Annotated in this window: 23 protein-coding genes; 5 read left to right on the top strand and 18 right to left on the bottom strand. The window is 60.6% G+C overall.

Annotated features, from left to right (window positions below; all coding sequences use genetic code 11):
- Positions 1-83: 83 nt before the first annotated feature.
- From mdtD to betI, 6 genes are all read right to left on the bottom strand, one after another.
- A complete protein-coding gene (mdtD, locus tag PspS34_RS26110; RefSeq protein ID WP_154860992.1) occupies positions 84-1,511 on the bottom strand; it encodes a multidrug transporter subunit MdtD in 1,428 nt (475 codons plus the stop codon).
- A gap of 133 nt (positions 1,512-1,644) precedes the next feature.
- A complete protein-coding gene (locus PspS34_RS26105) occupies positions 1,645-2,982 on the bottom strand; it encodes a TldD/PmbA family protein (RefSeq protein WP_154860993.1) in 1,338 nt (445 codons plus the stop codon).
- A complete protein-coding gene (locus PspS34_RS26100) occupies positions 2,982-4,424 on the bottom strand; it encodes a TldD/PmbA family protein (RefSeq protein ID WP_154860994.1) in 1,443 nt (480 codons plus the stop codon). The genes PspS34_RS26105 and PspS34_RS26100 overlap by 1 nt, the downstream gene beginning before the upstream one ends.
- A gap of 276 nt (positions 4,425-4,700) precedes the next feature.
- Positions 4,701-6,401 carry a choline dehydrogenase gene (gene betA / locus PspS34_RS26095; protein ID WP_150813782.1) on the bottom strand — a complete coding sequence of 567 codons (1,701 nt, stop codon included), beginning with the start codon at positions 6,399-6,401 and terminating at the stop codon, positions 4,701-4,703.
- Positions 6,402-6,582: 181 nt separating this feature from the next.
- A complete protein-coding gene (gene betB, locus PspS34_RS26090; protein WP_057712979.1) occupies positions 6,583-8,055 on the bottom strand; it encodes a betaine-aldehyde dehydrogenase in 1,473 nt (490 codons plus the stop codon).
- Between the two features lie 62 nt (positions 8,056-8,117).
- Positions 8,118-8,711 (bottom strand): transcriptional regulator BetI, encoded by a 594-nt coding sequence (gene betI / locus PspS34_RS26085; protein ID WP_007985937.1) that lies wholly within the window; start codon positions 8,709-8,711, stop codon positions 8,118-8,120.
- Positions 8,712-9,092: 381 nt separating this feature from the next.
- Here betI and PspS34_RS26080 point away from each other — a divergent pair, with 381 nt between their 5' ends.
- A complete protein-coding gene (locus PspS34_RS26080) occupies positions 9,093-11,033 on the top strand; it encodes a BCCT family transporter (protein WP_223473802.1) in 1,941 nt (646 codons plus the stop codon).
- 209 nt (positions 11,034-11,242) lie between these two features.
- Here the strand turns inward: PspS34_RS26080 and choV are convergent, their stop codons facing one another.
- The 3 genes from choV to PspS34_RS26065 all read right to left on the bottom strand — a co-directional run bounded on the left by choV (position 11,243) and on the right by PspS34_RS26065 (position 14,277).
- Positions 11,243-12,421, bottom strand: a complete 1,179-nt coding sequence (choV, locus tag PspS34_RS26075) for a choline ABC transporter ATP-binding protein (protein ID WP_047534342.1) — start codon at positions 12,419-12,421, stop codon at positions 11,243-11,245.
- Positions 12,418-13,263: a choline ABC transporter permease subunit gene (choW, locus tag PspS34_RS26070; protein WP_057716544.1), complete on the bottom strand. Its 846-nt coding sequence runs from the start codon at positions 13,261-13,263 to the stop codon at positions 12,418-12,420. Before choW ends, choV begins: the two co-directional genes overlap by 4 nt.
- A 66-nt stretch (positions 13,264-13,329) precedes the next feature.
- On the bottom strand, positions 13,330-14,277 hold the full coding sequence (locus PspS34_RS26065; protein ID WP_057712981.1) for a choline ABC transporter substrate-binding protein: 948 nt from the start codon (positions 14,275-14,277) through the stop codon (positions 13,330-13,332).
- Between the two features lie 435 nt (positions 14,278-14,712).
- On the opposite strand from PspS34_RS26065, the gene PspS34_RS26060 reads away from it, so the two are divergent.
- Both PspS34_RS26060 and PspS34_RS26055 read left to right on the top strand, forming a co-directional pair.
- A complete protein-coding gene (locus PspS34_RS26060) occupies positions 14,713-16,089 on the top strand; it encodes an L-serine ammonia-lyase (RefSeq protein WP_057712982.1) in 1,377 nt (458 codons plus the stop codon).
- 532 nt (positions 16,090-16,621) lie between these two features.
- Entirely contained in the window at positions 16,622-17,725 is a 1,104-nt protein-coding gene (locus PspS34_RS26055; protein WP_007975492.1) for a GlxA family transcriptional regulator, read from the top strand.
- 112 nt (positions 17,726-17,837) lie between these two features.
- Here the strand turns inward: PspS34_RS26055 and PspS34_RS26050 are convergent, their stop codons facing one another.
- From PspS34_RS26050 to PspS34_RS26025, 6 genes are all read right to left on the bottom strand, one after another.
- The gene (locus PspS34_RS26050; protein ID WP_007995656.1) at positions 17,838-18,104 is read right to left on the bottom strand and encodes a hypothetical protein; all 267 of its coding nucleotides are present in this window, start codon (positions 18,102-18,104) and stop codon (positions 17,838-17,840) included.
- 385 nt (positions 18,105-18,489) lie between these two features.
- Positions 18,490-19,653 carry a gamma-butyrobetaine dioxygenase gene (locus PspS34_RS26045; protein ID WP_154860996.1) on the bottom strand — a complete coding sequence of 388 codons (1,164 nt, stop codon included), beginning with the start codon at positions 19,651-19,653 and terminating at the stop codon, positions 18,490-18,492.
- 13 nt (positions 19,654-19,666) lie between these two features.
- A complete protein-coding gene (locus PspS34_RS26040; RefSeq protein ID WP_090451849.1) occupies positions 19,667-20,143 on the bottom strand; it encodes a thioesterase family protein in 477 nt (158 codons plus the stop codon).
- A gap of 154 nt (positions 20,144-20,297) precedes the next feature.
- Entirely contained in the window at positions 20,298-21,263 is a 966-nt protein-coding gene (locus tag PspS34_RS26035; protein WP_154860997.1) for an L-carnitine dehydrogenase, read from the bottom strand.
- A 141-nt stretch (positions 21,264-21,404) separates the two neighbouring features.
- Positions 21,405-22,292 carry a 3-keto-5-aminohexanoate cleavage protein gene (locus tag PspS34_RS26030; protein ID WP_103396696.1) on the bottom strand — a complete coding sequence of 296 codons (888 nt, stop codon included), beginning with the start codon at positions 22,290-22,292 and terminating at the stop codon, positions 21,405-21,407.
- Positions 22,293-22,386: 94 nt separating this feature from the next.
- Positions 22,387-23,331 carry a choline ABC transporter substrate-binding protein gene (locus PspS34_RS26025; protein WP_102672502.1) on the bottom strand — a complete coding sequence of 315 codons (945 nt, stop codon included), beginning with the start codon at positions 23,329-23,331 and terminating at the stop codon, positions 22,387-22,389.
- A 224-nt stretch (positions 23,332-23,555) separates the two neighbouring features.
- On the opposite strand from PspS34_RS26025, the gene PspS34_RS26020 reads away from it, so the two are divergent.
- The gene (locus PspS34_RS26020; RefSeq protein WP_057712988.1) at positions 23,556-24,500 is read left to right on the top strand and encodes a GlxA family transcriptional regulator; all 945 of its coding nucleotides are present in this window, start codon (positions 23,556-23,558) and stop codon (positions 24,498-24,500) included.
- Between the two features lie 131 nt (positions 24,501-24,631).
- On the opposite strand, the gene PspS34_RS26015 is transcribed toward PspS34_RS26020, so the two are convergent.
- From PspS34_RS26015 to PspS34_RS26005, 3 genes are read right to left on the bottom strand one after another with little or no spacing between them, the layout of a single operon-like run.
- The gene (locus PspS34_RS26015; protein ID WP_150813789.1) at positions 24,632-25,048 is read right to left on the bottom strand and encodes a DUF3010 family protein; all 417 of its coding nucleotides are present in this window, start codon (positions 25,046-25,048) and stop codon (positions 24,632-24,634) included.
- Between the two features lie 33 nt (positions 25,049-25,081).
- Entirely contained in the window at positions 25,082-25,405 is a 324-nt protein-coding gene (locus PspS34_RS26010) for a helix-turn-helix transcriptional regulator (protein ID WP_056726566.1), read from the bottom strand.
- Positions 25,389-25,643 carry a type II toxin-antitoxin system RelE/ParE family toxin gene (locus PspS34_RS26005; RefSeq protein WP_102672501.1) on the bottom strand — a complete coding sequence of 85 codons (255 nt, stop codon included), beginning with the start codon at positions 25,641-25,643 and terminating at the stop codon, positions 25,389-25,391. Before PspS34_RS26005 ends, PspS34_RS26010 begins: the two co-directional genes overlap by 17 nt.
- On the opposite strand from PspS34_RS26005, the gene PspS34_RS26000 reads away from it, so the two are divergent.
- Complete coding sequence (locus PspS34_RS26000) at positions 25,642-25,815, top strand: hypothetical protein (RefSeq protein ID WP_159390359.1); 174 nt, start codon at positions 25,642-25,644, stop codon at positions 25,813-25,815. The two genes, PspS34_RS26005 and PspS34_RS26000, sit on opposite strands and share 2 nt — an antisense overlap.
- Positions 25,816-25,817: the final 2 nt, after the last annotated feature.

Here is a 25,817-nt window from a genome sequence, read left to right as displayed (position 1 = left end):
TTAAATTCGGTGGCGATGGTGGTCACGGGACTGGCCTGCAAAACAAAATGTCGCGCAGTGTACCAGTCCGGTGGCCATTCGCCCTAAGGCTCTATGTGTTCTTCCGGACGTTTGACTCGCCGTCCGTCATTCCGTGACAGCTGGGAAAAGATCGTCGCGGCCAGCATTGCCATGATTCCAACCGTCACAAACGTCAGTTGAAAGGCGCCCAAAACCGTGTCCACGCCGTCATTTCCGATCTCGGCCGTGAACCCGCCGAGCAATGCACCGGCGCAGGCTACCCCCAGACTCAGTGACAATTGCGCGACCACCGACAGCAGGCTGTTGCCGCTGCTGGCGCTGGCATCGTCGAGGTCGATCAGGGTCACGGTGTTCATCGCGGTGAACTGCAAGGAGTTGATCGCGCCAAGGATCGCCAGCTGGCACAGCAGCAGCCAGTACGGCGTCTGCTCGCTGACCAGGCCCATGCTCGCCAGCATGATCCCCAGCGCCAGGGTGTTGCCGGTGAGCACGATGCGGTAACCCAGATGTTCGATCAGCGGCCGCGCCACCCACTTGGCGATCATCGCCGCTGCCGCCAGCGGCAGCATGCTCATCCCGGCCTGGGACGGCGAATAGCCCAGCGCCACTTGCAGCAGCAACGGCACCAGAAAGGGCAGGGCGCCGCTGCCGAGGCGGGCGAACAGGTTGCCGAGAATGCCCACGGCAAAGGTCCGGGTCTTGAACAACGACGGCGCGAACAGCGGGTTTTCGATATGCCCGGCACGCAGCCAGTACGCCGCCAGGCACGCCATGCCGCCGAACAGCAGCAACATCACCCGCAGGTGCGGCAGGTGCAGTTCGCCCAGGCCTTCCATGGCGATGGTGATCAGAATCATCGTCGCGCCAAACAGCACAAAGCCCAGGCTATCGAAACGGGTGCGCTCGGTGCCGCGCAGGTCCGGGATGAACTTCCACACGGCGTAGCAACCGACCAGCCCCACCGGCAGGTTGATCAGGAATATCCAGTGCCACGTCAGGTATTGCACCATCCAGCCGCCCATGGTCGGGCCGATCAACGGGCCGAGCAGCCCGGGAATGGTGATGAAGCCCATGATCCGCACCAGCTCCGAGCGCGGGTAGGCGCGCAACACCACCAGCCGCCCGACCGGCAACATCAGAGCACCGCCCAACCCTTGAATCACCCGCGCGCCGATCAGCATGCTCAGGCTGCTCGACAGGGCGCAGAGCAGTGAGCCAAGGCTGAACAGCAGGATTGCGCTGAAGAAGATCTTCTTGGTGCCAAAACGGTCGGCGATCCAGCCCGAAGCGGGAATCAGCAAGGCGACCGTGAGCATGTAGGCGATGATCACACCCTGCATGCGCAATGGGTCTTCGGCCAGGTCGCGGGCCATGGCCGGCAGGGCAGTGTTGAGAATCGTCCCGTCGAGGGACTGCATGAAAAAAGCGATGGCTACGACCCACGGCACCCAGCGGGCTGTGACGGCGTCGAGAGGCGGGCGGTTGGGCATGGGACCTCTTGTGGTGGTCATGTAACCGGACCCTGTGGGAGCGGGCTTGCCCGCGAAGGCGGTGGGGCAGTCAACATCAATGTTGAAGCTGATGGCCTCTTCGCGGGCAAGCCCGCTCCCACAGGTATTGCGTTTACAGTGTCAGGGTCAGTCGGCTCACGAGCGCTCCCGGCAACAACGCCGACGCCGTCGCCCGTTGGCTATAGGTGCTAGCCGACAGCAACAACTCCCGCTCTGCGGTCAGCGCTTCCAGCTGCGAACCGAGCAGGCTGAAGGCGCTGTCATCAAAGCGCATGGTGTTGACCGGCGCCTGAATCTCGCCGTTTTCGACCCAGAACGTGGCAAACCGGGTCATGCCGGTCAGGCGGGCTGCCGGTTGATCCGAGAAGTTCAGGTACCACAGGTTGCTGATGTACAACCCGGTGCCCAGTTGCTTGAGGATGTCCGCGTCAGGCAGTGCCCCGGCTTTCATGTTCAGCGCGCTCGGTGATTCACCGCCGCTGGCGCCATTGGCGGTCAAGCCGTATTCCGCGGCGCTGCGCGAGCTGACCAGTTGTGCCCCGGCCTTGCCGTCGACGATCAAGCCCAGGTCGCTGCGTGGATAACCTTCATCGGAAAACGCCGGGCTCAGCGAGCCGCTGACTTTTTCATCCAGCGAGACCAGCGGGCTGAACGCGCTGTCGCCTCCGTAGAGCTTTTGCAGCGGGCTGCTTTTGCTGGCAATCGACTGTGCAGAGAATCCCCCCCAGCACAGCATGCCCATGATTTCTTCCAGCGCCGCCGGTGCCAGGTAGGCGCGGTATTGGCCGGGCGCCAAAGTGCGCAGCGGCCGGCCCAGAAACTCAAGCTGCTCGCGGGCTTGCTGGAAGCGTCTGGCAAAGCCTTCGCTGTTCCAGTCGTGCCCGGCGTAGCTGGCTTTCACGGCCTGGCCATTCTCGTGGAACAGGCTGAAGTCGAAATTGAAGCTGTTGGCCTGATGCCAGCCGAAGGCACCCGAAGAACTGGCAAAGCCGCGACTGATCGGTCCGGCAGCGTAGAAACCGACAAGATCCAGGCCTTCGGCAGCCTGGGTGATTTGCGCGACCACCTGTTCGGTGTCCGGCAGCGGATGCGACTGCACGTTGTTGCTCTGCCAGCCATTGTGGTTGAGCAGTAAGTAAGGATCCGGAGGCAGCAGCGGCAAGGTTTCCCGCAGCTGTTGCAGGCCTTCGGTCAACCGTCGCAGATCAACCTGGGGATCGCCGGCCAGGGTGATGTTCAGGTCGGCATGGCGGCCTTCGTTGATCAGCTTCAAGCCGATACTCGCCTGCTGCACCTGACCGGCCTGACGCACCTTGGCGTGGTTGAAACGCACGAAGGCCGACGACTCGGCGGCGTAGCTGAGGGTGAACTGCTCGGGCTCTTGCAGGGCTGCACGCAGGCTGTTGACCAGCGCCTTGAACGACGCGGACTGGCTGTTTGAAGGATTCATCAGGCGTCTCCTCCGAATACATCAACGTTGCTGAACACGCAGGCCGGTGACGCGTGGCCGACGCGGATCACCTGGTTCGGTTCGCCCTTGCCGCAGTTCGGTGTGCCGAGGACCTTGAGGGTACCGGCATCGCCGACGGCGCTGAGGCTTTTCCAGAACTGCGCGGAGATGCCCCTATAGTTGGGATTCTTCACCACGCCCTTGAGTTCGCCGTTTTCGATCAGTTGGCCCCATTCGCAGCCGAACTGGAATTTGTTGCGTGCATCGTCGATCGACCATGAGCGGTTGGTCGACATCAGCACGCCGTGTTCGATGCCAGCGATCAGTTGTTCGATGGACTGATCGCCGGGCTCGATATTGAGGTTGGCCATGCGGTCGATGGGTGGGCGGTTCCAGCCGCAGGCGCGGCTGTTGGCGACGCCGTCCATGCCGGCACGGAATTGCGACAACGCACCGCCCAGCGGGCGCAGCAATAGGCCTTCGCGGATCAGGAACTGTTTGCTGGCGGGCGTACCGTCGTCGTCATGAGCGTAACTGGCGAGTTCCTCGGGGATGTCGGGATCGAAGGTCACGTTGAGCAAGCCGGAACCGTATTGCAGGCGGCCGAAATCGCTGGCTTTGACGAAACTGGTGCCGGCGTAATTGCGCTCGTCGCCGAGGATGCGGTCCAGTTCCAGCGGATGGCCGATGGACTCGTGGATTTGCAGCATCATCTGGTCGGGCATCAGCAGCAGGTCGCGCTTGCCTTGCGGGGTGTTTGGCGCCAGGAGCAATTGCAGGGCCTGATCGGCCACCTGGGCACCGGCACCGATCAGGCCGCAGCGGCTGATGACGTCCGCCGCGCCTTGCTGGCCGAAGTTCTCGCGGCCAAGGCTGCGGGTCTGGCTGTCGTTGCCGTCGTAGGCCGTGACGTCCAGGCCGGGGTACACAAAGCGTTGGGCCTGGCGCAGTTCGGCACCGGCGCTGTTGAGGTAAATCTGCTCGACGTGGGTGATACCGAGGCTGACCTGCCAGTTCACCAGGCGCTCGTCCTTGGGCACGGCGGCCGACTCGGTGCCAAGCAGTTGGAAGCAGTCGCTCAGGGACGGGAAGGCCTGGTCGAGGTTGGGTGAAAAGTAATCGGCGCGGTCGCTGGAAACAGCCTGCTCGCGCAGGTCCAGCAAGGCGTGGGGCTTGAGTCGACGGGCCTGGAATTCGGCGCGTTCGAGGGCGGCTTGCAGGCCCTGTTGCGACAGGTCGTTGGTGGCCGCATAGGCCTCGACGCCATTGACTCGCACGGTCAGCATCGCCCCTTCGTCACGGCTCAGGCTCGGTGGTTCGGCGACGTTCTTGCGCACCGACAGGTACTGCCCGGATTCGCGCACATAACGCAGGGAAAAGAATTCAGCACCCGTGCGCAAGGCAGCGAAGCGCTGCTTGAGCTGGGGGTAGAAATCGAACATTCGTGAACCTCCTGGGTATGGAGTGGCGATGGAGCGGTGCTGCGAGGGGAGAGGTGAAACGATTGCGTGGCGCTAGATTAGGCCTGCGAGGGGGGAGGATCAAGGGTGGAGCGGTCTAGAGTGGAGATACTTTGGGAGGGGTGGTGGCTGACAGGGCCCCTTCGCGAGCAAGCCCGCTCCCACATTTAATCCCGGGTGTTCACAAAATCTGTGTCCACTGGAGATCAAGTGTGGGAGCGGGCTTGATCGCGAATAGCCGTAACGCGGTGTAACGCCTTAAGCGATCTGGCTCACTTCCCGCACCGGCTTGCCCTTCACCGGCGCTTCACCCGCCACATAGTAAGTGGCGGTGCTGCGCGGCAATGGCTTGCGACCACGGATCTTGTCGGCGATTTTCTCGGCCATCATGATCGTCGGTGCATTGAGGTTGCCGGTGGTGATGATCGGCATGATCGACGCATCGACCACACGCAGGCCTTGCATGCCATGCACGCGACCTTCGCCATCGACCACGGCCATTTCGTCGGTGCCCATCTTGCACGAGCAGGACGGGTGAAACGCGGTTTCGGCGTGTTCGCGGATGAACTTGTCCAGTTGCTCGTCGGTTTGCACCTCGATGCCCGGGCTGATCTCGCGACCGCGGAAGGCGTCCAGTGCAGGTTGCTGCATGATTTCCCGGGTCAGGCGGATGCCGTCGCGGAACTCTTGCCAGTCCTGCTCGGTGGCCATGTAGTTGAACAGGATGCTCGGGTGCTGGCGCGGATCCTTGGACTTGGCCTGGATGCGCCCGCGGCTTGGCGAACGCATGGAGCCCATGTGCGCCTGGAAGCCGTGCTCTTTCACACCGTTGCTGCCGTTGTAGTTAATCGCTACCGGCAGGAAGTGGTACTGGATGTTCGGCCATTCGAACTCCGGACGGGTACGGATGAAACCGCCGGCTTCGAACTGGTTGCTGGCGCCGATGCCGGTGCCGTTGAACAGCCACTCGGCACCGATGGCCGGCTGGTTGTACCAGAGCAGCGACGGGTACAGCGAGACCGGTTGGGTGCAAGCGTATTGCAGGTACAGCTCAAGGTGATCCTGCAGGTTTTCACCAACGCCCGGCAGGTCGTGGACCACCGGAATGTCGAGTTTGTTCAGCAGTTCGGCCGGGCCGACGCCGGAGCGTTGCAGGATCTGCGGCGAAGCGATGGCACCGGAGCACAGCAGCACTTCCTTGCGCGCCTTGACTTCAACGCGCTCCTCGGCGGTGCCGACCAGGTAACGCACGCCGATCGCACGCTTGCCTTCGAACAGGATCTTGTCGGTCAGGGCGTGGGTGACGATGGTCAGGGTCGAACGCTTCTTGGCGACGTCCAGGTAGCCGCGGGCGGTGGAGGCACGACGACCTTTCGGCGTCACGGTGCGGTCCATCGGGCCGAAGCCTTCCTGCTGGTAGCCGTTCAAGTCTTCGGTGCGCGGGTAACCGGCCTGCACGCCGGCTTCAACCATGGCGTGGAACAGCGGGTTGTTGCCGGCTTTCGGCGTGGTCACGCTGACCGGACCGTCGCCACCGTGGTAGTCGTTAGGGCCGATGTCGCGGGTTTCCGCTTTACGGAAATACGGCAGGCAGTCCAGGTACGACCAGTCCTCAAGGCCTGGCAATTTTGCCCAACCGTCGTAGTCCATGGCGTTGCCGCGGATGTAGCACATGCCGTTGATCAGCGAGGAACCGCCCAGGCCCTTGCCGCGACCGCACTCCATGCGACGACCGTCCATGTGTGGCTCTGGATCGGTTTCGTAAGCCCAGTTGTAGCGACGGCCTTGCAGCGGGAACGCCAGGGCGGCCGGCATCTGTGTGCGGAAATCGGAACGGTAGTCCGGGCCGCCTGCTTCGAGCAGCAGGACGGTGACGCCTGCGTCTTCGGTCAGACGGGTCGCCAGGGTGTTACCGGCAGAGCCGGCACCGATGATGATGTAGTCGAATTCTTGGGACATTGAATGCACCCTCTTTGAAGTTGGTCAGGTCTGGCCTGACGAGTGCTGCGCACTCGATTCGCGAGCAAGCCCGCTCCCACATTTGATCTCTGGTGTACACAGGATCTGTGTTCGCCACTGGCCCCTTGTGGGAGCGGGCTTGCTCGCGAAGAGGCCCTCGCGAGCAATACAGGTCTCGGTCTTAGAACACCGAGACGTAATCGCCCAGCTCGACCTGTACCGATTTGATGCGGGTGAAGTTGTTCAGCGAACTGATGCCGTTCTCACGGCCGACACCCGACTGCTTGTAGCCACCGACCGGCATCTTCGCGTCGGATTCGCCCCAAGCGTTGATCCAGCAGATACCGGCTTCCAGCTGATGAATCACGCGGTGGGCGCGGTTCAGGTCCTTGGTGACGATACCGGCGGCCAGGCCGAAGTCGGTGTCGTTGGCGCGGCGGATCACTTCTTCTTCGGTTTCGTAGGAGAGGATTGCCATCACCGGGCCAAAGATTTCTTCGCGGACGATGGTCATGTCGTCGGTGCAGTCGGTGAACACGGTCGGCGCCACGAACGCACCCTTGGCGAATTCACCGTCGGTCAGGCGCTCACCGCCACACAGCAGGCGGGCACCTTCTTCCTTGCCCTTGGCGATGTAGCCCAGCACGCTTTCCATGTGCGCAAAGCTGACCAGCGGACCGAAGTTGGTGTTTTCGTCTTCCGGGTTGCCGATGCGGATGCGCGCAACGCGCTCAGCGATCTTGGCTTCGAAAGCGGCCTTCAGGTGAGCCGGTACGAACACGCGAGTGCCGTTGGTGCAAACCTGACCGGAGCTGTAGAAGTTGGCCATCATCGCGGTGTCGGCGGCGCGATCGAGGTCGGCGTCGTCGCAGATGATCAGTGGCGACTTGCCACCCAGTTCCATGGTCACGTCCTTGAGCGAAGAGCTCGAAGCGCTGGCCATGACTTTCTTGCCGGTATCAGTGCCGCCGGTGAACGAGACTTTCTCGATGCGCGGGTGTTCGGTCAGCCAGGTGCCGACTTCACGGCCACTGCCGGTCAGGACGTTGAACACGCCGTTTGGTACGCCGGCTTCGGTGTAGATCTCGGCCAGTTTCAGGGTGGTCAGCGAGGTGACTTCGCTTGGCTTGAAGATCATCGCGTTACCGGCCGCCAGGGCTGGTGCGGATTTCCACAGGGCGATCTGGATCGGGTAGTTCCACGCGCCGATACCGGCCACGACGCCCAGCGGCTCGCGACGGGTGTAGACGAACGAAGTGGTGCGCAGCGGAATCTGCTCGCCTTCGATGGCCGGTACCAGGCCTGCGTAGTACTCCAGCACGTCAGCGCCGGTGACGATGTCGACGTAGCGGGTTTCGGAGTAGGCCTTGCCGGTATCCAGGGTTTCCAGGGCGGCCAGTTCGTCGTTGCGCTCGCGCAGGATTTCCACGGCACGACGCAGGATGCGCGAACGCTCCATGGCGGTCATGGCGGCCCAGATCTTCTGGCCCTTTTCGGCGCTGACGACGGCGCGTTCGACGTCTTCCTTGGTAGCACGTTGCACTTTTGCGAGGACTTCACCGTTAGCCGGGTTGATGGCTTCGAAAGTGGCGTCGCTGCTGGCGTCGCTGTACGCGCCATCGATGTAGAGTTTTTGCAGTTCGAAACGGGCCATAAAGTCCTCGCAAGAGCATTAAGTGGCTGGCGCGGTTCGGTGGTTGAGCGTTTATGTGTGCTCTAACTCACCCGCTTGGCCAGTTGGGTATCCATGTATTCGTAAGCAATCTGTTGCGCCTGCTCGGTGTCGAAAGCATCTCCCGACAACGCGCCGCGCAACCACAGGCCGTCGATCAACGCTGCCAGACCTCGGGCGGCACTGCGCGCATCATTGAGCGGCAGCACGCGGCGAAACTGGCAGCACAGGTTGGAATACAGACGGTGATCGTTGATCCGCTGCAACCTGTGCAAAGACGGCTGGTGCATGCTGGTGGCCCAGAAGGCCAGCCAGGTTTTCATTGCCGGGCCATTGACCTGGCTGGCGTCGAAGTTGCCTTCGATGATCACCTGCAGATGAGCCCTCGGGCTGTCATCTGTCAGCGCCTGTCGGCGCAGGGTGACGTTCTCGCTCAGGACGGTCATCAGGTACCCCATGGTGGCGGCGATCAGGCCATTCTTGTCCTGAAAGTAGTGACTGATGATGCCATTCGAGACACCGGCCAAACGGGCGATCAGCGCAATGCTGGCGTCCCCCATTCCGACCTGATCGACGGCCTGCAAAGTGGCTTCGATCAATTGCTGGCGGCGGATGGGTTGCATACCGACCTTGGGCATCTTGCACATCTCCTTAGGCCTCCCCGCAGACGCAGAACGTCCATCGGCTTGAGGGCCAGTCTATTTTGTTTTGATTGAACGTTCAATCAACAAAGAATAAGATCTGCGACAAATCGTCGCTGCTTACAGATTTTTCCTACATGTAAATGGCGGCAAACCGACATCCGAAATAGCTCGAAGCCTATACGCCACGGCGTCTCAAGGGCTTCGGGCTTTTTTCGGGCTGTCTTTATATCACCCGCCGGTCGGCTGCCCACTAACCGATTGGTCGGGTAACTCGTTTGTCTTGCGTTCTTCTCTCGCACTGCCCGGAGCATCTGTGCCATGAGTTCTGCCTCGCTAATAAAGACCCCACCCGAGAAGGTGACGGTCAACGGTTGGGTGTTCTACACCTCTACCGCGTTGATTCTGTTGTTGACCGCCATTCTGATCATCGCCCCGCAAGAGGCCGGCAGAATGCTGGGTACGGCGCAAGCCTGGCTGTCCCGCAGCTTCGGCTGGTACTACATGGTGGTGATCGCCGCCTACCTGATTTTTGTCGTTGGTCTGGCGTTTTCGTCCTACGGCAAATTGAAACTGGGCAGCAAGGACGACACCCCGGACTTCAGCTACGGTGCCTGGGCGGGGATGCTGTTCTCCTCGGGTATCGGTATTTCGCTGCTGTACTTCGGCGCGTCCGAGCCGCTGGACCACTACTTCAACCCGCCGGAAGGCGTTGCTGGCAGCAACCTGGCGGCTCGTCAGGCGGTGCAGCTGACCTTCCTGCACTGGGGCTTGCATGGCTGGGCGATCTACGCGCTGGTCGGCCTGGCCGTGGCGTACTTTGCCTACCGGCACAACCAGCCGCTGGCGTTGCGTTCGGCGTTGTATCCGCTGGTGGGAGAGCGTTGGGTCAAGGGCGCGGCCGGGCACGCGGTGGACGGCTTCGGCATGTTCGTGACCCTGCTGGGGCTGGTGACGAACCTGGGGATCGGTTCGCTGCAAGTGTCGTCGGGGCTGGAAAACCTGTTCGGCATGGAGCACAGCAACACCAACCTGCTGATCGTGATCATCGTGATGAGCACCGTGGCGACCATCGCTGCCGTGTCGGGCGTGGAAAACGGCATCCGCCGTCTGTCCAACCTCAACATCGTGCTGTTCAGCGGCCTGCTGATTTTCGTCCTGTTGTTCGGCCCGACCTTGCACCTGCTCAACGGTTTCGTACAGAACGTCGGTGACTACCTGAACGGCGTGGTGCTGAAGACTTTCGATCTGTATGTGTACGAAGGCGACAGTGAGAAGTCCGACCGCTGGCTGGGCCTGTGGACCCTGTTCTACTGGGCCTGGTGGATTTCCTGGGCGCCATTCGTGGGCATGTTCATCGCGCGTATTTCCCGTGGTCGCACCGTGCGCGAACTGGTGGCCGGTGTGCTGCTGATTCCGCTGGGCTTCACCCTGGCGTGGCTGTCGATCTTCGGTAACTCTGCCCTGGACCTGGTGATGAACCATGGGGCGGTGGAGCTCGGGAAGACGGCGCTGGAACAGCCGTCCATGGCGATCTACCAGTTGCTAGAGCATTACCCGGCGTCGAAGGTTGTGATCGGCGTGTCGATCTTTGTCGGTTTCGTGTTGTTCCTGACCCCGGCGGACTCCGGCGCGGTGATGATGGCCAACCTTTCGTGCAAGGGCGGCAATGTCGACGAAGACGCGCCGCACTGGCTGCGGATCTTCTGGTCGGCGGTGATCACCCTGGTGACCATCGGCCTGCTGTTCGCCGGCAACTTCGAAGCCATGCAAACCATGGTGGTGCTGGCCGGTCTGCCGTTCTCGGTGGTGCTGGTGTTCTTCATGTTCGGCTTGCACAAGGCCATGCGCCAGGACGTGCAGATCGAACAGGAGCAAGCGGAACTGGCGGCACGTGGTCGCCGTGGTTTCACTGAGCGTTTGACCCAGTTGGACCTGCAACCGAGCCAGTCGGTGGTGCAGCGCTTCATGGACAAGCACGTGACTCCGGCGCTGGACGATGCGGCTGTGCAGCTGCGTACGCAAGGCCTGGAAGTGCAGACGCTGCTGGGCAAGTCCAAGCGTTGCATGGGCGTACGGGTCGAGATGGAAGAGGGCAACCCGTTTGTCTACGAAGTCAGCCTGGATGGCTACCTGGCCACGCCAACCGAATCGGCTCAGTCCGATGAGGCGCGTCAGCGTTACTATCGTGCCGAGGTGTATCTGCACAACGGCAGCCAGGACTACGACTTGATGGGCTTCACCCAGGATCAGATCACCCGTGACGTGCTCGATCAGTTTGAAAGCCATCGGCAGCTCCTTGGCCGCGTCTATAGCTGAGTTGTGAAGTGATGCGGTGTTTCTGTCTGAGGCACCGCATCGCATTCTTCGCGAGCAAGCCCGCTCCCACATTGGATTTGTGAACACCGCAGATCAAATGTGGGAGCGGGCTTGCTCGCGAAGGGGCAATCAGCCGCAAAGCTGAATGTCCCTATACCCCACAAACAAAAACGCCGCGATACTCTCGCGGCGTTTTTGTGTCTGTTGCCTTACCCCAGGTTCTTGCCGAGCAGTGCGTGATAAAGCTCGCTGTCGCCAAGAATCCCCACTACATGGTTGTTATCGTGCAGCACCAGTTTGTTGCCGGTCTGATAACGAATCTGCAGCGCATCGCGCATGCCGATGTTCGAGTCCACCAGGGTTGGTCGACGACCCAGGCCTTCAACAGCCTGACCCGGTACCCAGTTCTGCAGATCCAGAGCAGAACCGTTTTGACGCGCCCCTTTGATAGTGTTGCCTTCCGCCAGGTCCAGCCACGAATCGCCGCCCGGATCGAGGCATACCGAACCGTTGATGCGTTTGCAGTTGTCCAGGGTGCGCATCAGGCTGCGGCCGCACAGTACGTTCAGCGGGTTGGTGTGGGCCACGAAGGTCCGCACGTAGTCGTCCGCCGGGTTCAGCACGATCTCTTCCGGCACACTGTACTGGATGATCCGGCCGTCTTTCATGATCGCGATACGGCTGCCAAGTTTCAGGGCTTCATCGAGGTCGTGGCTTACGAATACGATGGTCTTGCTCAGCTTGCGTTGCAGTTCCAACAGCTCGTCTTGCAGACCCTGGCGGATCAGTGGGTCGAGCGCCGAGAACGGTTCGTCCATCAACAGGATGTCGGCGTCCATCGCCAAGGCACGGGCCAGGCCCACGCGTTGTTGCATACCACCGGACAGCTCGTTGGGTTTCTTGTTGCGCCACTGGGTCAGGCCCACCAGCTCTAGCTTGTCGTCCACCAGCTTGCGGCGTTCCTTCTCGGGACGACCCTGCATCTCCAGACCGAAGCTGATGTTCTCGCGAACGGTCAGCCAGGGCATCAGGGCGAACTTCTGGAACACCATCGCAATGCGCTTGGTGCGCATCATTTTCAGTTCTGCCGGGGTGCAGGAGGCAATGTCGATCTGCTTGCCTTCGTGCTCGACGAACAGCTTGCCGCGGCTGACGGTGTTGAGGCCGTTGATGCAACGCAGCAGGCTGGATTTACCGGAGCCGGACAGGCCCATCAGTACGCAGATCTCACCTTTTTCGATGTCCAGGCTGGCTTTTTCAACACCAACAATCTGCCCGGTCTTTTTCAGGATCTCGTTACGGGTCATGCCTTGATCCAGCAGCTTGAGTGCCTCGCGTGGATCCTTGGAGAAGATAACGTCAACGTTATCGAAGCGAATAATGCTCATGCGTCACCCCCTACTTTGGCGTCGGGTTGTTTGCAGATACGGTCGAGCATGATCGCCAGCAGTACGATCGCCAGACCTGCTTCGAAGCCCAGGGCGATATCAGCGGTATTCAGTGCGTTGACCACGGGTTTGCCCAAACCGTCGGCGCCAACCAGTGCCGCGATCACCACCATCGACAACGACAGCATGATGCACTGGGTGATGCCGGCCGCGATGCTTGGCATGGCATGAGGCAGTTCAATTCGCGAGAGCAATTGACGGCGCGAGCAGCCAAAGGCCTTGCCGGCGTCCATCAATTCTTCCGGGACATCGCGAATACCCAGGTAGGTCAGGCGGATGGGCGCGGCAATCGCGAACACCACCGTGGAGATCAGACCCGGGACCACACCCAGCCCGAAGAGGGTCAGGGTAGGAATGAGGTACACGAACGTCGGTACGGTCTGCATCAGATCGAGTACCGGACGCATTAAAGTATAGAACATCGGTTTGTGCGCGGCGACGATGCCCAGCGGCACGCCGATGATCACGCAGACCAGGGTGGCGAACAACACCTGGGCGAGGGTTTCCATGGTCTCCTGCCAGTACCCCAGATTGAGGATCAGCAGAAAGGAGGCAACGACAAACGCTGTCAGGCCCCATTTACGTTGAATAAAGTGTGCCAGTAGTGCGATTACGCCGATCAGTACCAGCGGGTTGAACCAGGTCAGCGCAAACGTCACGCCGTGGATCATCGTTTCCAGTGACACGGCGATGGCGTCGAAGGTGTTGGCGCCGTGTTGCGTCAACCATTCAACGAAGCCCGCGATGTACTGGCCTAAGGGGATTTTCTGATCAATCAGCATGGTATTGAACGTCCGCATGCAAGGAAATAAACAGCCCGGACGGCCGAGGCCGCCCGGCATAAGCGATTACTTGGCCAGTTTGGCTTTCACGGCCTCCAGGCCTGGTTTACCGTCAATGGTTGTCACGCCAGCGAGCCAGGTATCGAGCACCTGTGGATTGTTTTTCAGCCAGGCCTTGGCGGCCGCGTCAGGCTTCATCTTGTCGTCCAGGATGTTGCCCATCAGTTCGCTTTCCATGTCGACGGTGAACTCCAGGTTCTTCAGCAACTGACCAACGTTGCTGCACTCCTGCGCGTAACCCTTGCGGGTGTTGGTCGCCACGGTGGCGGCACCGAAGTCGGGGCCGAAGAAGTCATCGCCACCGGTCAGGTATTGAATTTTGAAGCGCTTGTTCATCGGGTGCGGCGCCCAGCCGAGGAACACCACGGCGGTGTCGCGTTTCTGTGCGCGGTCGACCTGCGACAGCATGCCTGCTTCGGAGGATTCGACGACTTTGAAACCGGCGGTCTTCAGGCCGAAGGCATCCTTGTCGATCATGCTCTGGATCAGACGATTACCGTCGTTGCCAGGCTCGATGCCGTAGATTTTGCCGTCGAGCTCTTTCTTGAATTTGGCGATGTCGGCGAAGTCATGCAGGCCCTTGTCGTACAGCGCCTGAGGGACGGCGAGGGTGTACTTGGCGCCCTTGAGGTTGGTGCGTACGGTTTCCACGGTGCCGGCATCGCGGTAGGCCTTGATGTCGTTTTCCATGGTCGGCATCCAGTTGCCCAGAAACACGTCCATGTTCTTGCCGTCGGCCAGGGACTTGTAGGTCACGGGCACGGAAATCATGGTGGTCTTGGTCTTGTAGCCGAGGGCGTTGAGCACGACGCTGGTGGTCGCGGTAGTCGCGGTGATGTCGGTCCAGCCGACATCGGAGAAGTTTACGGTACTGCACTGCGCCGGTTCTGCGGCTTGCGCCAGAACCGGCAGACTAAGCATGGCGGCCAACAACAACGACGGGGAACCTTTCATGGATGGACTCCTTGGTGTTTTTTTTGGCAGTGTTCCGACTGGACCACCGCACTTATAGGTTGCGGTTGGATGGCGTTCTGGAGACAGCTCTACCGCAGCGCCTTGCAATCGAGTCGATATGATCATGTACCAGTGAAAATCTGACGCCTACAGGGTGCGTCGTATCCAGTACAGGGATGGTCGCATCCAGTGTCGGTGACGTCGTTTACAGATTTTTTCAGGCCCTTTTCCTCTTCTGAACCGCAAAAAAACGGCGAAAACACGGCGTAAAAGACACGCGGCGCTGGTGGGCATGAGTGCGTCGGTTAGAGACGTCGAACAACACGATAAAAGCTTGATGATGCGGTCATCTCGGCGGATTGCAGCTTGAGCGTAGCAGCTCCGTCACCGTGCGTTTTTGCGTGCGCAGTGGGCCCATCCAGGAGTTCGGCAGTAATGGCTATCAGTGTTTTCGACCTGTTCAAAATCGGCATCGGCCCTTCCAGTTCGCACACCGTGGGGCCCATGCGGGCGGCGGCGTTGTTTGTGCAGGGCCTGCGCGAGCGTGGGTTGCTTGAGCAGGTGCGGCGTGTCGAAGTCCAGCTGTTCGGCTCGTTGTCGGCCACCGGTATCGGCCACGGCAGCGACAATGCAGTGATCATGGGGCTGATGGGCGAGTGGCCGGATGCGATTGATCCGTCGCAAATCGGCATCTGTATCGCAAACCTGCGCGAGACCGATACGCTGCTGCTCGACGGTCGCTTGCCGGTGCCCTTCATCTGGGGCCGGGACATGCGCCTGATCGACGAGAACCTGCCATTCCATCCCAACGCCATGACCCTGATTGTCGAGGGTGATGACGGCGAGTTGCATCGCGACACCTACTATTCGGTCGGCGGCGGTTTTGTCGTCGATGAAGCGCAGGCCTCCAGCGGTGTCGTCGACCTCGACAGCACTGTGTTGCCTTATGATTTTTCCAGCGCCGCCGAGCTGCTGGAACTGTGTAAAAAACACAACCTGCGCGTGGCTGAGTTAATGATGGCCAACGAGAGGGTGTGGCGCAGCGAGGATGAAATCCGCAGCGGCCTGATGAAGCTCTGGCGCGCCATGCAGGATTGCGTTGAACAGGGCCTCAAACACGAAGGCATCCTGCCCGGCGGGTTGAACGTGCGCCGCCGCGCGGCCAAGCTGCATCGCAGCCTGCAGGAACTGAACAAACCCAACGTGATCGGCTCGACCTTGAGCGCCATGGAATGGGTCAACCTGTTCGCCCTGGCGGTCAACGAGGAAAACGCCGCTGGCGGGCGCATGGTCACGGCACCGACCAACGGCGCGGCGGGGATCATTCCGGCGGTGCTGCACTACTTCATGAAATTCAGCGAGGCCGTGACCGACGCCAATGTCGTCGACTACTTCCTCGGCGCGGCGGCGGTGGGAATCCTGTGCAAGAAGAACGCCTCGATCTCCGGTGCCGAAGTCGGTTGCCAGGGCGAAGTCGGTTCGGCCTGCGCCATGGCGGCGGCGGGGCTGGCGGAAATCCTTGGCGCCACGCCAGAGCAACTGTGCAACGCGGCGGAGATCGGTCTGGAGCACAACCTCGGCCTGACCTGCGACCCGGTGGGTGGGCTGGTCCAGGTGCCGTGCATCGAGCGCAACGCAATTGCCGCGGTGAAGGCGATCAACGCTGCGCAAATGGCATTGCGCGGTGATGGTCAGCACTTCATTTCGCTGGATCGGGTGATCCGCACCATGCGCGATACCGGTGCCGACATGCATGACAAATATAAGGAGACATCGCGGGGTGGGTTGGCGGTGAGTGCGGTGGAGTGTTGAGACAATAAAACCGAGTCGCCTGCTTCGCGAGCAAGCCCGCTCCCACATTTGATCTCCGTCGTTCACAAATCCAATGTGGGAGCGGGCTTGCTCGCGAAGGCGGCAGACCAGTCAAAACTGCGCACCAAGTGAACACCCGCTCGAAGTCGCGCCATCTTTTAGTGCGTCGCTTACAGATAAATCGCCTTGCCACTGATCGAGGGCCAGCCAGCCTTCGACCGCCCGTCACCCGTGCTTGCGGTGACACTCCTCTGCGATGCGGCGAAACGCCGTTCCCACAAGTGCTACCGAATTGCTCACAGCTTGTGGGCCAGGGCGCTTGCCAGCCCTGATGGCCATTTAAATCCCCACGCCTTGCAAGACATACATAGACACATTCCGACGTCGTTTTTAGGAGTTATTGAACGCGCATTCAAATTTAGGCATGGCAATTGCTCTGTCATTACAAAGCCCGTCTCCCACGCGAGAACGATGGCAATAAAAAGAGCCTCCGCCTGAGGCCATCACCCGCTTTGTGTGAGGAGATACCGCGATGACGACGTTCAACTCCGGGGCCCAACCCCAGAACCGTGCGCCTCAATCCATCGGCTTTCTGCTGCTGGACAATTTCACGCTGATTTCTCTGGCCTCCGCAGTGGAACCGCTGCGCATGGCCAACCAGTTGTCCGGTCGCGAGCTTTATCGCTGGACCACCCTCACCGTCGATGGCGGCCAGGTCTGGGCCAGTGACGGCCTGCAAATCACCCCCGACGCTTCCATGCACAAAGCCCCGCCGATGGACACCGTCATCGTGTGCGGCGGCATCGGCATCCAGCGCACCGTTACCCGGGAACACGTGTCATGGCTGCAAAGCCAGGCTCGTCAGTCCCGCCGCCTCGGCGCGGTGTGCACCGGCAGCTGGGCCCTGGCTTGCGCCGGCCTGCTCGATGGTTTCGATTGCAGCGTGCACTGGGAATGCCTGGCGGCGATGCAGGAAGCTTTCCCGCGCGTAGCGATGAGCACCCGCTTGTTCACCCTCGACCGTAACCGTTTCACCAGCTCCGGCGGCACCGCGCCGCTGGACATGATGCTGCACCTGATCAGCCGTGATCACGGGCGTGAACTGTCGGCGGCCATTTCGGAAATGTTCGTCTACGAGCGCATCCGCAACGAGCAGGATCACCAGCGTGTGCCGCTCAAGCACATGCTCGGCACCAACCAGCCGAAGTTGCAGGAAATCGTCGCGTTGATGGAGGCCAACCTCGAAGAACCGATCGACCTGGACGAACTGGCGGTGTATGTCGCGGTGTCCCGTCGTCAGCTCGAACGCCTGTTCCAGAAGTACCTGCACTGCTCGCCGTCGCGTTACTACTTGAAACTGCGCCTGATCCGCGCGCGCCAGCTGCTCAAGCAAACGCCGATGTCGATCATCGAAGTGGCTTCGGTGTGCGGGTTTGTGTCCACGCCGCACTTCTCCAAGTGCTACCGCGAATACTTCGGCATTCCGCCACGTGACGAGCGCGTAGGGTCCAACACCACCCAGCAAGTGGCGATGATGCCGTTGCCTCAAGCGCTGGTGCTGTCGCCGTTGTCCGGGCCGTTGTCGGCGCTGAGCCAGGCGCGTAATGAGTCTACGTTTGCCAGTGTAAGGCTCTAGACCGAGGCGCCTTCATCGCGAGCAAGCTCGCTCCCACAGGTTTTCGGATTGTTCACACATTTTGTGTTCAACCCCGATCTCCTGTGGGAGCGGGCTTGCTCGCGAAGGCTGTTTACCGGCCTGTGTGGCTCTGCTGATACTCCGCCAGCGCCGGCAACAACTGCTTGTCGATCGCCTGGCGTACCGCCGGCAGGATGGTCGCGCTGCTGGTGTACATCTGTTTGACCATGGTCCGCAGGGTCATCGCCCGTACATCGTTCAAACCTCGTACCGCACACTCGCAGGCTTGCTCGGCGGTGGCGCCGGTGGGCACCTCGAAGCCCAACGACTTGAGCTGGCCCAACAGGTCTTCCTGGTCTATCAAATCGGCGTGCATCATGACGCAATCCTTCTTCAGGGAACGGTGTCTTGGTTCGATTCTGGTAGGGGTGCCGGGTGTCGGCAAGGGCGAATTGTCGCAATGGCAGCATTGGCTATGAACAGGTCGTTTTCGGGCAACTTGCCGGCCAAAGGAGGGGGCACACTGGACTCAGCTCGCTTCACGAAGGTTTGGTCACCCTCGCACGGCAGCTCCTCAACAGTACCCTCTGCCTCGATCCTGTCACGGCTTGATCGGGGTTTTTTTTGCCTGTGAATCAGTGGATTTTGTGTTGATTGATATACCGTCTTCGCGAGCAAGCCCGCTCCCACATTCGACCGAGTCCTTTCAGAGAAACGCGGTTAAATGTGGGAGCGGGCTTGCTCGCGAAGAACGATGACGCGGTCTAGCGTTGTAACACGAGGATGCGCGACAACAACTCATCCCGGTCGACATAGCAGCCCTGGAAATGCCGGGCGCCGGTGGCGGGGTCGAAGGCGTTGCGGGCGTGTAGGGTGCGACGGTTGTCGAAGCACCACAGCTCACCGGGATTGAGCCGCTGCATCAACCTGAATCGAGGCTCGCGGGTCATCGCGATAAAGCGCCGGTAGGCCTGATACAACTTGGGCATCTGCTCCACCGAAGCATCGAAGGGGCCGCGCAGAAAGTTGGCCATGCGGATTTCCGACACCTGCCCCAACGTATCCAGGGCAATGATCGGTGCCAGGCAGCGGTAGTCGCTGTGACGGTCCTTGTTGCGAAACTCCACGGGGATTTCGCAGAGGCTTTTGAAAGATTCGGGGTCTTCCCGGCGCAAGGCGTCGGCAATGGCAAAGCCGTCGACAAAAATGCTCTCGCCACCCTCGGCGTCATTGACCAGGCAATGCAGGAATTGCAGCCCCGGTTGCAACTCCCGGGTTGGCAAATCGCTGTGCAGCGGCAGGTTGAACGCGGTGTAGGCGTTGCTGTCGGCGTCGGCCTTGGATTGCACGTTGAACAGCACGCCGAAATTGCTCTCGCGGATGAAGGAAATCCGTTGGGCGATCAGCTTCAGAGAGCCGGGTTCGGTGGGCACGCCACGGACTTGGGTCAATCCGACATCCCGTACCGCCAACAACCATTGCAACAAGGCGTCAGAGTCGTTCATCAGCGCCTGATACTCGAATACCGGCAACTGCAAATTACTGTGCCAAAGCCTGGCTTTCGGCTTGCGTGCCTGGCGCTCGGCGCGGGACTCGTCGTCATAGGCGTGGGCGCGCAGCCAGCCGGGGTCGAAGCGGCTGCTGTGGCCGTCCTGCCAATCAACCGACAGGCAACCTTCGGTGTCGATGTGCACTTGGTCAGGGATCAAGTCTTGAGCTACATCGACGATTTCCAGCACTTGCTCGCGGGTCACGGTGTAGACGCACTGGGGGCACGGGCAATTGTCCCGCAGCCATTGATGGTGGAAGGGGCTGACGCGATTGTCGGCCCACTTCACCAGAACATGGTCCGCCAGGGTCTGCACGCCAGCCAGCGCGCTGATCAACGGATAGGTACGAAAGTCGGCAAAGGCAGCGGCGGTGTTCATGGCGATCTCCTTGTTATTTTTTTTGGGGTAATGCGATCACTCGGCCAATGTACTCGGGCGCTGGCAGGTCCGCCTGTTCGGCGACGATGGCTTGCAGCTGGCTCAAGGACTGCTCGCTGAACGGTGCCGAACGCGGCCCGGCGAGGTCCACGTGCAGCAGCATCTGTTCATTGCCAGCCAGTTCCCGGGCATCACCCACCAGATGCAGGCTGTGATAGAGGTGCACGCGCTTGTTGTCGTGGGCGATGATTTGGGTGTGCACTTCGACCTGGGCGTCGAGCTTCACCTCATGCAGGTAATTGAGGTGCAGTTCGAGGGTGAACAGCGAGTTGCCGCTGGCCTCGCGGCTGTTGCTGTCCAGGCCCAGGCGATCCATCAGGGCATCGGTGGCGTAGCTGAAAATCAGCAGGTAGAAGGCGTCGCGCAGGTGGCCGTTGTAGTCGACCCAGTCGGGGATGATGGTGGTTTGGTAGGTGGTGAGGGTGGGCATGGTTTAACTTCCAATATGTGTGGTGACGGTACCGTCGCTTTCGCGAGCAAGCCCGCTCCCACAGGTGACCGAGTTGTATCAGACACCTGCGATCAAATGTGGGAGCGGGCTTGCTCGCGAAGGGGGCAGACCTGCTGGCCCATTAGCTTGAGGTTTACTCGCTGAAGGCCATCCCATGCTTCTCTTTGGTGGTCTTCACCGCCTCCAGCACCGCCAGCAGGCAGTCATCACGATAGCGCTCCAGCGCCGAAATGCTGTGTTTACCCAGTTGATCGCTGGTGCCATCGACCACATCATCGATCAGTTTGTCAGTCAGCTCCGGCGCCGGCAGGTAGGTCCACGGTAATTGCAACGCCGGGCCGAACTGCGCCATGAAGTGACGCATGCCGGCATCGCCGCCGGCCAGGGTGTAGGTCAGGAAGGTGCCCATGAACGACCAGCGCAAGCCGGCGCCGAAGCGGATTGCATCGTCGATTTCACCAGTGGTCGCCACGCCGTCGTTGACCAGGTGCAGCGCCTCGCGCCACAGTGCTTCGAGCAGGCGGTCGGCGATGAAACCCGGTACTTCCTTGCGCACGTGCAACGGGCGCATCCCCAGGGATTCATAGACCTTCATGGCCGCTTGCACCGCTTCAGGGGCGGTGTTTTTACCACCGACCACTTCCACCAGTGGCAGCAGGTAAACCGGGTTGAACGGGTGACCGACCACACAGCGTTCCGGGTGCGTGGCGCTCTCGTAGAACTCGCTCGGCAACAGGCCAGAGGTGCTGGAGCCGATCAACGCATTGGACTTGGCTGCCGCGCTGATTTTGCTGTGCAGGTCCAGTTTCAGCTCCAGCCGTTCCGGGGCGCTCTCCTGGATGAAATCGGCATCGCGCACGCACTCTTCGATGGTTGCGACAAAACGCAGGCGATCTTGCGATGCACCCGGCGCCAAACCTTGTTTTTCCAGTGCGCCCCAAGCGTTGGCGACACGCTTGCGCAGGGCCGCTTCGGCACCGGGGGCCGGGTCCCAGGCCACTACATTCAGGCCATGGGCGAGGGCGCGGGATACCCAGCCGCTGCCGATGACACCGCTGCCTAACGCTGCGAAGGTTTTGATTTCGGTGATAAAGCTCATGGTCACGTCCTAAAGAGTTCAGAGATTTCTTGTGGGAGCGGGCTTGCTCGCGAAAGCGGTGGTTCTACCGCTGAAGATGTGCCGGATGCACCGGCCTCTTCGCGAGCAAGCCCGCTCCCACAGGGGTATGCGTAGGTGTGATTAACCGCGCTTGGTCAGGCCCATTTTCTTGCGGCCTTCAGCCGGGGTCAGGACGCGGGCACCGAGGCGGCTGAGGATTTCCGTGGCGCGCTCGACCAGTTGGCCGTTGGTCGCCAGTACGCCCTTGTCCAGCCACAGGTTGTCTTCCAGCCCGACTCGCACGTTGCCGCCGAGCAACACTGCTTGTGCCGCCATCGGCATCTGCATGCGACCGATACCGAAACCGGCCCAGACCGCGTCGGCCGGCAGGTTGTCGACCATGGCTTTCATGGTGGTGGTGTCCGCCGGCGCGCCCCAAGGGATGCCCAGGCACAGCTGGAACAACGGGTTGTCGAGCAGGCCTTCCTTGATCATCTGCTTGGCGAACCACAGGTGGCCGGTGTCGAAAATTTCCAGCTCGGCTTTCACGCCCAGTTCCTGGATGCGTTTGGCGCCAGCGCGCAGTTGGGCCGGGGTGGAGACGTAAATGGTGTCGCCGTCACCGAAGTTCAGGGTGCCGCAGTCGAGGGTGCAGATTTCCGGCAGCAGTTCTTCTACGTGGGCCAGGCGGGTCAGCGGGCCGACCAGATCGGTGTTCGGGCCGAATTCCATCGGGTTCTCGCCCGCGCCGATTTCCAGGTCGCCGCCCATGCCGGCGGTGAGGTTGACGATGATGTCCACGTCCGCTTCGCGGATGCGCTCCATCACTTCACGGTAAAGCGCCACGTCACGGCTGAACTTGCCGGTTTGCGGGTCACGCACATGGCAGTGAACCACGGTGGCACCGGCCTTGGCGGCTTCCACGGCGGCAGCCGCGATTTGTTTCGGGGTGACCGGCACGTGTGGGCTCTTGGCGGTCGTGTCGCCAGCACCGGTGAGTGCGCAGGTGATGATGACGTCGTGGTTCATTTGGCGGTTCCTTACAGGCGAGTTTTTGGTTTTGGCCAGGCGTGGTGATCCCGTTCGCAGCCCGTTGGGGCTGCGAGTCGGTGGTTCATTCGGTTTATTTACTGGTCAGTTGCAGGTTTTCAGCGGCCGGTTTGCCATCGAAGGTGGTGACGCCTTCAAGCCAGCGTTTTTTGTCCTGCGGGTGATCCTTGAGCCATTGTTTGGCCGACTCGAAAGCGTCCTTGTGATCCAGCAGCGGCTGCATCATCCGGCTCTCGTCTTCGGCGGTGAACGTCAGGTTGCTCAGCAGGCGACCGATGTTCGGGCATTGTTCGGCGTAGGTCGGTGCGGTGACGGTCCATACGGTGGCCTTGCCTTCGTTCGGGCCGAGGGCGTTATCGCTGCCGGTGAGGTAGGTCATTTTCACGTTGACGTTCATCGGGTGCGGCGCCCAGCCGAAGAACACCACGGCTTCGTTGCGACGCACGGCGCGATCCACCGCGGCGAGCATGCCGGCTTCGCTGGATTCGACCAGCTGGAACTTGCCGAGGCCGAACTGGTTCTTGGAGATCATCGCCTTGATCTGGGTGTTGGCGCCCGAGCCAGGCTCGATGCCGTAGATTTTGCCGCCCAGTTCTTTTTCGAATTTGGCGATGTCAGCGAAGGTTTTCAGGCCCTTGTCGGCTAGGTAGGTCGGCACGGCGAGGGTCGCGCGGGCGTCCTGCAGGCTTGGCGCATCAAGCACCTTGACCTGTTTGGCGTCGACGAACGGGGTGATGGTCTGGGTCATCAGCGGGTTCCAGTAGCCGAGGAACAGATCCAGACGCTGGTCGCGGATCCCGGCGAAGATGATTTGCTGGGAGGCGCTGGTCTGTTTGGTGCTGTAGCCGAGGCCGTCGAGCAATACCTGGGTCATGGCACTGGTGGCGATCACGTCGGTCCAGTTCACTACACCCATGCGCACGTTCTGGCACGCGGCGGGTTCGGCGGCCATGACACTGGCGCTCAGCAAAGCGGTACCACTGAGTGCAAGAACACAGCTGCTGATCAGTCGTTTCATCTCGGGTTCCTCGGCAGTTCGTTTATTGTGAGTTCCGGTGTCTGATGCGCCGGTGGTGCCAAGTTACGCAGCAAAGCACCGATGAAAGCGCACTGCGGCGACCAGCTCTTGCACTGCAGCGACCTGTGCTCTTGAATGCCGCTCGCAACTGGCGTATCAACATCCCTACGCTGCCCGCCCTCTCGTTACCTGGCCTCTTGTTACCTGCTAAGCGAGTGCGCTCCATGTCCCAGGATTTCTACTTCTTGTTGATGCCGGGTTTCTCGGCCATCGGATTTATCTCGGCCATCGAGCCGTTGCGGGTGGCCAATCGCTTTCGTGGCGAGTTGTATCGCTGGCATGTGCTGAGCGCCGATGGCGGGGCGGTGCTGGCGAGCAACGGCATGTCGGTCAACGCCGATGCGGCGCTGGAACCGTTGAAAAAAGGCGTGACGCTGCTGGTGGTCGCCGGGTTCGAGCCCCTGAAGTTCACCACCCCGGCGCTGGAACACTGGTTGCGCCGTCTGGACCACGAAGGCGTGACCCTCGGCGGCATCGACACCGGCAGCTTCATCCTCGCCGAGGCGGGTTTGCTCGACGGCCATCGCCTGACCCTGCACTGGGAAGCCATCGACGCGTTCAAGGAATCTTATCCACAGCTCAGCGTCACCCAGGAACTGTTCGAGATCGACCGCCGTCGCATCACCTCTGCTGGCGGCACCGCCTCTATTGATTTAATGCTGGATCTGATCGCCCAGGCCCATGGCCCGGAGCTGGCGATCCAGGTCAGCGAGCAATTCGTGCTTGGCCGCATCCGCCCGCGCAAAGACCATCAGCGCATGGAAGTCGCCACCCGTTATGGCATCAGCAACAAGAAGCTGGTTCACGTGATCGGCGAGATGGAGCAGCACAGTGAACCGCCACTGAGCACGCTGGAACTGGCGGAATCGATCAAGGTGACGCGGCGGCAGCTGGAGCGCCTGTTTCGCCTGCACCTGAACGACACGCCGAGCAATTTCTACCTGCGATTAAGGCTGGAGAAAGCCCGGCAGTTGCTGCGCCAGACCGACATGAGCGTGCTGGAAGTGAGCATTGCCTGCGGGTTTGAATCGCCGTCGTATTTCACCCGCAGTTATCGAGCGAAGTATGAGCGGTGCCCGCGGGAGGATCGACGCACAGCCAAGGCATAAACCCCCGAGAAACCTGTGGGAGCGGGCTTGCTCGCGAAAGCGGTGTGTCAATCGGCACAGATGTCAGCTGACAGACTGCATTCGCGAGCAAGCCCGCTCCCACATTTGATCACCAGTGTCTGGAGGGGCGGTTACTTCTTCAGTAACGCCGAACATGCCGCCTTGTACGCCTCATGCTGATACTTGTTCAGCGTCCCCGGCAGCTCGAAATTGTGCTTTTTGGCTTGGGCATTGATGGTCTGCGGCGACAGCAAGGTCACCTCGCAATTCTCCAACAACTGGAAAACCCCCTCGATCTTGAAGGTCGTTGGCCCGCCAGCGAACTCGCCTTTCTTGCTGCGTTTCTTGATCGCAATGCGGTCGATGGAATTCTCACGGACAAACGAAGCGACCTGAGCGGCGAATACTTTGACGTTGGCGGCCTCGTCGTCATCGTCCAGGGCAATTTTCTTGGTGGCGAGCGCGACATGGCTCAGCGCCTGACCGTCCAGCGTGGCCACGGCGATGATCGCTTCGCTGCCTTTGATTTCGATGCCGCAGACTTTCATGTTCAATCCCATTAGTGACAGAGGGTGTGCAGCTTACAGCTCAAGCTGGCTGGCAGTGATGCCAAACGCCAAAGCGATTTTTTCACGAGTGGCTTTACGGGGCTTGGCGACTGTCTCCTGTTGGGCAAAGGCAGGCTGAGTTATGCCCATGCGTTTGGCCACTTCATCCTGGGTAAGGTTCAAGTGTTCGCGCCAGGCTCGGATAGGGGTAGCGCCATCGACGATACGGCTCACCACCTCATGGGGGATCAAGTCGGGTTCGATTTTCTGCGCCACGTATTGTGCATAGGGAATGACCACGAAGGCCGGATTGCCTTCGGCGTCGTTGATGATTTGAATGTCAGTAGGTGCGTTCATCGCGTTTTTTGACCTCTTGAATACTGACCACTTTGATCGCGCCATCCCAATCGAACATGACCCGGTAATTACCGACACGCAGCCGATAAGCGTAGTCATGACCGACCAGTGCTTTGACATTGCCTGCCTCAGGCATGCCAGCGAGCGTCGCGACGGCATCACGAACCTGAATCTGGTGAACGGAATGCAATCTCAAGAGTTGCTTAACGGCCTTTCGAGTCCAGTGAATGCTGTTCATGGAAGAATATAAGTCTTTTATAAGATTTGCGAATCTTTACTTATATTTTTATGGTTGGCCATCAACAACATTTGTCGGCATGTTGCGTGAAAAGTCCGCAGAGCAGCGGCTTTGGACAGAGGCTGTAGGTCAGGTCAGAGTGCTTTGTGGGAAAAGCTTTTTTGGCGATTGAAA

It is taken from the genome of Pseudomonas sp. S34, from assembly GCF_009866745.1.
GTDB lineage: Bacteria > Pseudomonadota > Gammaproteobacteria > Pseudomonadales > Pseudomonadaceae > Aquipseudomonas > Aquipseudomonas jessenii.
This window is presented reverse-complemented; position numbering and strand designations above follow the sequence as displayed.

What these genes read in the sequence shown, in the direction of transcription:
- mdtD (WP_154860992.1), bottom strand. Translation starts at nt 1,511, where the DNA reads ATGCCCAACCGCCCGCCTCTCGACGCCGTCACAGCCCGCTGGGTGCCG.
- PspS34_RS26105 (WP_154860993.1), bottom strand. Translation starts at nt 2,982, where the DNA reads ATGAATCCTTCAAACAGCCAGTCCGCGTCGTTCAAGGCGCTGGTCAAC.
- PspS34_RS26100 (WP_154860994.1), bottom strand. Translation starts at nt 4,424, where the DNA reads ATGTTCGATTTCTACCCCCAGCTCAAGCAGCGCTTCGCTGCCTTGCGC.
- betA (WP_150813782.1), bottom strand. Translation starts at nt 6,401, where the DNA reads ATGTCCCAAGAATTCGACTACATCATCATCGGTGCCGGCTCTGCCGGT.
- betB (WP_057712979.1), bottom strand. Translation starts at nt 8,055, where the DNA reads ATGGCCCGTTTCGAACTGCAAAAACTCTACATCGATGGCGCGTACAGC.
- betI (WP_007985937.1), bottom strand. Translation starts at nt 8,711, where the DNA reads ATGCCCAAGGTCGGTATGCAACCCATCCGCCGCCAGCAATTGATCGAA.
- choV (WP_047534342.1), bottom strand. Translation starts at nt 12,421, where the DNA reads ATGAGCATTATTCGCTTCGATAACGTTGACGTTATCTTCTCCAAGGAT.
- choW (WP_057716544.1), bottom strand. Translation starts at nt 13,263, where the DNA reads ATGCTGATTGATCAGAAAATCCCCTTAGGCCAGTACATCGCGGGCTTC.
- PspS34_RS26065 (WP_057712981.1), bottom strand. Translation starts at nt 14,277, where the DNA reads ATGAAAGGTTCCCCGTCGTTGTTGTTGGCCGCCATGCTTAGTCTGCCG.
- PspS34_RS26060 (WP_057712982.1), top strand. Translation starts at nt 14,713, where the DNA reads ATGGCTATCAGTGTTTTCGACCTGTTCAAAATCGGCATCGGCCCTTCC.
- PspS34_RS26055 (WP_007975492.1), top strand. Translation starts at nt 16,622, where the DNA reads ATGACGACGTTCAACTCCGGGGCCCAACCCCAGAACCGTGCGCCTCAA.
- PspS34_RS26050 (WP_007995656.1), bottom strand. Translation starts at nt 18,104, where the DNA reads ATGATGCACGCCGATTTGATAGACCAGGAAGACCTGTTGGGCCAGCTC.
- PspS34_RS26045 (WP_154860996.1), bottom strand. Translation starts at nt 19,653, where the DNA reads ATGAACACCGCCGCTGCCTTTGCCGACTTTCGTACCTATCCGTTGATC.
- PspS34_RS26040 (WP_090451849.1), bottom strand. Translation starts at nt 20,143, where the DNA reads ATGCCCACCCTCACCACCTACCAAACCACCATCATCCCCGACTGGGTC.
- PspS34_RS26035 (WP_154860997.1), bottom strand. Translation starts at nt 21,263, where the DNA reads ATGAGCTTTATCACCGAAATCAAAACCTTCGCAGCGTTAGGCAGCGGT.
- PspS34_RS26030 (WP_103396696.1), bottom strand. Translation starts at nt 22,292, where the DNA reads ATGAACCACGACGTCATCATCACCTGCGCACTCACCGGTGCTGGCGAC.
- PspS34_RS26025 (WP_102672502.1), bottom strand. Translation starts at nt 23,331, where the DNA reads ATGAAACGACTGATCAGCAGCTGTGTTCTTGCACTCAGTGGTACCGCT.
- PspS34_RS26020 (WP_057712988.1), top strand. Translation starts at nt 23,556, where the DNA reads ATGTCCCAGGATTTCTACTTCTTGTTGATGCCGGGTTTCTCGGCCATC.
- PspS34_RS26015 (WP_150813789.1), bottom strand. Translation starts at nt 25,048, where the DNA reads ATGAAAGTCTGCGGCATCGAAATCAAAGGCAGCGAAGCGATCATCGCC.
- PspS34_RS26010 (WP_056726566.1), bottom strand. Translation starts at nt 25,405, where the DNA reads ATGAACGCACCTACTGACATTCAAATCATCAACGACGCCGAAGGCAAT.
- PspS34_RS26000 (WP_159390359.1), top strand. Translation starts at nt 25,642, where the DNA reads ATGGAAGAATATAAGTCTTTTATAAGATTTGCGAATCTTTACTTATAT.
- PspS34_RS26005 (WP_102672501.1), bottom strand. Translation starts at nt 25,643, where the DNA reads ATGAACAGCATTCACTGGACTCGAAAGGCCGTTAAGCAACTCTTGAGA.